Consider the following 3,986-nt stretch of genomic DNA (forward strand, 5'->3'; position numbering starts at 1 on the left):
GAGAAGACCAAGCGGTTGGCGGTCAGTCATGCCTTCCACTCGCCGTTGATGGAGCCGATGCTCGCGGAGTTCCGCGCGGTCGCCGAGAGCATGACCTACCACGAGCCGGTGATCCCCCTGGTGTCCAACCTCACCGGTGAGTTGGCGGACCCGGAGCTGCTGCGCGACCCCGGCTACTGGGTCCGCCACGTCCGCGAGCCGGTCCGGTTCGACGCCGGGGTGCGCGCGCTGGCCGAGGCCGGGGCCGGCCGGTTCGTGGAGCTGGGCCCGGACGCCGTCCTGACCGGGATGGCCCGGGAGAACGCCGACGCACCCGACACGGCCTTCGTCGCACTGGGCCGCCGGCGCGGCTCGGAGACGGCGGCCCTGCTGTCGGGACTGGCGCGGCTCTACGTGGACGGTATGTCCCCGGACTGGCAGGCGGTGTTCCCCGGCACCGGGCAGGCCCCGCTGCCGACCTACGCCTTCCAGCACCAGCGGTACTGGCTCGCGGCGGACGTCGCCCTGACCGTCGGCGCGCTCACCGCACCCGACCAGCCCGCCGCCGAGGAGCGGGAGCCGCTGCGCGAGCGGCTGGCCGGCGCGTCCGAGGCCGAGCAGCAGCACCTGCTGCTCGACCTGGTGCGCGCGCAGACGGCCGCCATCCTCGGCCACCCCGGGCCGGACCGGATCGAGCCGGACCTCGGCTTCCTGGAGGCCGGGATGGACTCGGTCTCCGGGACGGAACTGCGTACCGCGCTGGCTTCGGCAACCGGGCTGGCCCTGTCGGCCGGAGTCGTCTTCGACCACCGCACCCCGGCCGAACTGGCCGGCCATCTCCGCACCGAGCTGCGCCACGGCGGCGCCCGGCCGGCCGCGGAGGGGGCCGAGGACCTGGAGTCGGTCAGCGGCCTGCTGCGCAGGGCGGCCGCCGACGGCCGGATGATGAAGGGGATGAGCCTGCTCAGCGCGGTCGCCGAGATCCTCCCCTCGTTCTCCTCGGCGGGACAGGCGGGCCGGCCGGCCGAGCCGGTGCGCCTCGCCCAGGGCGACCAGGGGCCCAAGCTGATCTGCTTCCCCTCCCCGATGGCACTCGGCGGAGCCCACCAGTACGCGCGCCTCGCCTCGCACTTCCGCGGCCGCCGGGAGGTGCTCGTGCCACCCGTGCCGGGCTTCGGCCCGGGTGAGGCGCTGCCGCTGTCGGTGGACGCCGCGGTCGAGTTCTTCACCGAGGGCGTGCGGGCCGCGGCGGCGGGGGAGCCCTTCGTCCTGGTCGGCTACTCCTCCGGCGGCCAGTTCGCGCACGCGACCGCGGAGGCGCTGGAGAAGGCGGGCACCCCGGCCGACGGCGTGGTGCTGATGGACACCTACCTGCCCAACGCGGAGGGCCAGGACGAGCTCTGGCCCCAGATGTTCCGGGGCATGCTGGACCGCGAGTCCTCGTTCGGCCGGTTCAGCGCCGCCAGGCTCGCCGCGATGAGCCGCTACAGCGACCTGATCGTGGACTGCCTGCCCGGCACCCTGTCGGCCCCGGTGCTGTTCCTCCGCCCGGCCGAGTCCTTCGCCGAAGGACCCGGTACGGAGGACTGGCGCGCCTCGTGGTCCGGCGAGCACGTGCTGCGCGAGGTACCCGGCACCCACTTCACCATCCTGGAGGAGTCGGCGCCGGCCGCCGCCGAGGCGATCGACGGCTGGCTGTCCACCCTCGGAGGCTGACCCGTTCACCCGGGGCGCGGGGCCCTGCTCGACGCAGCGGCTCCGCGCCCCTTCGCATACCCGTGCAACGACGCCGATGGTAGAGAAACCTCTACCTCGGATACGCCAACCAATGCCAATGTGCCGAACTGCCGCCGCTTCTACCGTGGATATCAGTTCGCGCGAGGTGCGTGACCATCCGGTGGGGAGTTCCAGTGCACACTCAGGAAAGCGGTCAGCAGACAGTGGCCGTGCGGCTGGAAGCGGTCGAGAAGATCTACGGCAAGGGCGACAACGAGGTGGCCGCGCTCAAGAGACTGAGCATGACCTTCGAGACCGGCACCTTCACGGCCGTGATGGGCCCATCGGGATCCGGCAAGAGCACGTTCCTGCACTGCGCAGCCGGTCTGGTCCAGCCCACCTCGGGCGCGGTCCTGGTCGGTGACACCAACCTCGCTGACCTGGACGAGGTGCGGCTGACCAAGCTGCGCCGCGACCGGATCGGCTTCATCTTCCAGTCGTTCAACCTGCTGCCGGCGCTGACGGTGATGCAGAACATCGTGCTGCCGCTCCAGTTGGCCGGCAAGCGTCCGAACAAGAACCAGATTCTGATGGTGGTCAACCGGGTCGGCCTGGCCGACCGGCTGAACCACCTGCCCGGTCAGCTCTCCGGCGGCCAGCAGCAGCGGGTGGCGATCGCCCGCGCCCTGGTGACCCGGCCCGCCGTGGTCTTCGCGGACGAGCCGACCGGCGCACTGGACACCCGGACCGCGGCAGCGGTGCTCGGCCTGCTACGCGAGTCGGTGACCGCCAGCGGCCAGACCCTCGTCATGGTCACCCACGACCCGGTGGCCGCCTCGTACGCCGACCGCGTGGTCTTCCTCGCGGACGGCCGGTTCGTCGGCGAGCTGCGCCAGCCGACCGCCGAGGCGGTCGCGGCACGGATGACCAGGCTCGGCGCCTGGGACGACGAGAACCACGAGTCCTCCTCCGCGCTGGCGGGGGGTGGACGCTGATGTGGATGCTCGCGTTCCGCACCCTGAAGTTCCGTAAGATCGGCTTCATCGCCACCTTCGTCGCGATGTTCCTCGGCGCCGCGATCGTGATGGCCTGCGGCGGACTCATGGAGACCGGCGTCCGGATGGCGGCCCCGCCGCAGCGGCTCGCCGGGGTACCGATCGTGGTGACCGGTCAGCAGACCTACGACTCCACGGCACTGACCGAGCGCAACCGGATCGACTCCGGCGTGGTCGACGCCGTCAAGGCGGTTCCCGGCGTGGCCCGGGCGATCACCGACCTGTCCTTCCCGGCGACCGTGCTGACCGGCGGCAAGCCGGTCGCCACCGGCTCGGCCGGCCACAACTGGACCAGCGCGGGGCTGACGCCCTACACCCTGACCCAGGGCGCGGCCCCGACGGGCAGCGGCCAGGTGGTCCTCGACTCGGTGCTGGCGGCCGACTCGGGCGCCTCGGTCGGCTCCAGTGTCGACCTGGCGGTGCACGGTGCCACCCGGAAGTTCACGGTGGCGGGCATCGCCCGGCAGGACGCCGACCGCACGACGCAGCCCGCGATGTTCTTCTCCGACACCGAGGCGCAGCAACTGGCAGGCTCCGGCGGCCGGTTCGACTCCGTCGGCGTCCTGCCGACACCGGGCGTGGACGTGTCCGAGCTCGGCCGTTCCGTGGAGTCGGCGGTGAGCGGCAAGGCCATGGTGCTCACCGGTGAGCGACGCGGCCTCGCGGACCTGCCGGGGACCCTCTCCAGCCAGCGCACGGTGACCATCCTGGCGGCGATCTTCGGCAGCTGGGCGGTCCTGATCGTGATGTTCGGCGTCGCCTCGACGCTGGGGCTGTCGTTGCAGCAGCGGGCGCACGAGATGGCGCTGCTGCGGGCGATCGGCACCACCTCCCGGCAGGTGCGCCGGATGATCCTCGGTGAGACCGCGGTGCTGTCGGTGCTGGCCACCGCCCTGGCGATCGCACCCGGGTACGTCGTCGGCAAGCTGCTGTTCGACCAGCTGACCGGCAACGGCGTGGTGTCGAAGGCGATCACCTTCCACGAGGGCTGGATCCCGATCACGGTCGGCGCGTTCGCGGCGATCGCGGCAGCCCTCGGCGCGACCCTGTTCGCCGGCCGGAAGGCGGCCAGGACGAAGCCGGTCGCGGCGCTGGCCGAGAGCACCGTCCAGACCCGCTGGCTCACCCTCACCCGGCTGCTGCTGGCGCTGTTCTTCCTGGTCAACGGTGTCACCCTGTCGGTCATCACGGCCACGGTCATGACCGACGGCCCGACCCTGGCGAGCACCGCGGGAC

At 72.3% G+C, this 3,986-nt stretch carries 3 protein-coding genes; all 3 read left to right on the forward strand.

What is annotated here, in order from left to right; translation table 11 throughout:
• Positions 1-1,695: alpha/beta fold hydrolase (locus UK12_RS32050; RefSeq protein ID WP_045306730.1), on the forward strand; the 1,695-nt coding region annotated here is incomplete at its 5' end.
• 194 nt (positions 1,696-1,889) lie between these two features.
• Positions 1,890-2,690 (forward strand): ABC transporter ATP-binding protein, encoded by an 801-nt coding sequence (locus tag UK12_RS32055; protein ID WP_045306731.1) that lies wholly within the window; start codon positions 1,890-1,892, stop codon positions 2,688-2,690.
• Between the two features lie 5 nt (positions 2,691-2,695).
• Positions 2,696-3,986 (forward strand): ABC transporter permease (locus UK12_RS32060; protein ID WP_197085351.1); only part of this gene is annotated, 1,291 nt, incomplete at its 3' end.

Source organism: Saccharothrix sp. ST-888, from assembly GCF_000955975.1.
In the GTDB taxonomy this organism is placed as follows: Bacteria; Actinomycetota; Actinomycetes; order Streptomycetales; family Streptomycetaceae; genus Kitasatospora.